This window comes from Mesorhizobium sp. M7A.F.Ca.CA.001.10.2.1, from assembly GCF_003998575.1.
Classification (GTDB): domain Bacteria; phylum Pseudomonadota; class Alphaproteobacteria; order Rhizobiales; family Rhizobiaceae; genus Mesorhizobium.
The window spans coordinates 1-1,387 of record NZ_RZQY01001019.1 but is presented as its reverse complement, the minus strand read 5'-3'; the positions used below and the strand labels follow the sequence as shown (position 1 = coordinate 1,387).

The 1,387-nt window shown below is 62.0% G+C and carries 2 protein-coding genes; both read right to left on the bottom strand.

The window, feature by feature from the left end; all coding sequences use genetic code 11:
- Positions 1–241: ATP-binding cassette domain-containing protein (locus tag EN964_RS34625; protein WP_127277446.1), on the bottom strand; the 241-nt coding region annotated here is incomplete at its 3' end.
- A gap of 88 nt (positions 242–329) precedes the next feature.
- The gene (locus EN964_RS34620) at positions 330–1,184 is read right to left on the bottom strand and encodes a MetQ/NlpA family lipoprotein (RefSeq protein WP_127266745.1); all 855 of its coding nucleotides are present in this window, start codon (positions 1,182–1,184) and stop codon (positions 330–332) included.
- Positions 1,185–1,387: the final 203 nt, after the last annotated feature.

Below are 1,387 nucleotides of genomic sequence, written 5' to 3'. Positions count from 1 at the left end.
CGCCGGAGTCAGGACGCTCCAGCCCGTTCAGGCAGCGGATCAGCGTCGACTTGCCGGCGCCGCTGCGGCCGATGATACCGAGGATCTCGCCCTTGCGCACGGTCAGCGAGATGCCGTCGAGCGCCGCTGTCGCACCGAAGCGGCGCTTCAGCTCGACGAGGCGCACGACGTCCTGAGACGCGTCGGGCCGGGCATGGATCGGATCGGCGGTTTCTCCGGATGCCGTGATATGCTGGTTCATGAATGTTCCTGTTCCCGAAAACGCAATCGCGGCCCGCGCCTGAGCGCGGACCGCTGTTGCTATCGAACCGGGCTTCCGGTCGACCGGATCAATAGGCGCTGAGGCCGGTGCCCTTGTAGACCTTGTCGAACTCGGCCTTCACCGCCTCGTTCTGATAGGAGGCGACCAGCGTCTTCACCCAGGCCTCGTTCTCGTTACCGGCCTTCACCGCGATGAAGTTGCGGTAGGGATTGTCGGCGATCGGCTCCTGCGCGATGCGGTTTTCCGGCGTCAGGCCGCTTTTCAGCGCCCAGTCGGTGTTGACCACGGCCGCGTCGAGATCCTCGACCGAGCGGCCGACAATGCCGGCGTCCAGTTCCTTGATCACCACCTTCTTCGCGTTCTCGGCGATGTCGACGGTGGCGGCGAGAATGCCGGTGCCGTCCTTCAATTTGATCACGCCCTCGTTCTGCAGCACGCGCAGCGCCCGGCCTTCATTGGATGGATCGTTCGGCACGCCGACGACCGCGCCCTCGGGCAGGTCGGCGACTGCTTTGTACTTCTTGGAGTAGAGGCCGATCGGCCACACGCCGGTATAGCCGACGCGCACGATATGATACCCTTGAGTCTTGATCTGGTTGTCGAGATAGGGCTGGTGCTGGAAGGCGTTGGCGTCGATTTCGCCGCGCTCCAGCGCCTCATTGGGCTGGGTGTAGTCGTTGAACACCACGGTTTCGATGGAGAGGCCCTTTTCGGCGGCCTGGGCGACGACGACTCGCCAGACATCCTCGTCCTCACCGCTGATGATACCCACCTTGATCGCCTTTTTGTCCTCGGCGAACGATGCGCCGGGCGCCATCAGGCTGCCGATCGCCACGGCCGAGGCGAACAGCAGAGCAAGGCCACTGCGCCGGTTGACGGTTGACCCCGGGGAAGATGGCAAAGTGTTCTTGAAGTCGGACATGATTGATCTCTGTGGTTGTGAAGTCATGGCAGCGAGGCGGATTGCCTAGCCTTGGTCACATCCTCAGAAATTCTATCAAGTTTATCAAAGAACGCCTTTCGCCGTTCTCGCCAAAGCCGGGAATATTCTCTCAAAATTTTCGGGTGAGTGAGAACGAGACGCCATTGAATCGATCGCCGCGGGCTACGATGCGATCCGCTGCG

Bases quoted from the DNA above. Each gene is read 5' to 3' on its own strand.
- EN964_RS34620 (WP_127266745.1), bottom strand. From the start codon at position 1,184: ATGTCCGACTTCAAGAACACTTTGCCATCTTCCCCGGGGTCAACCGTC.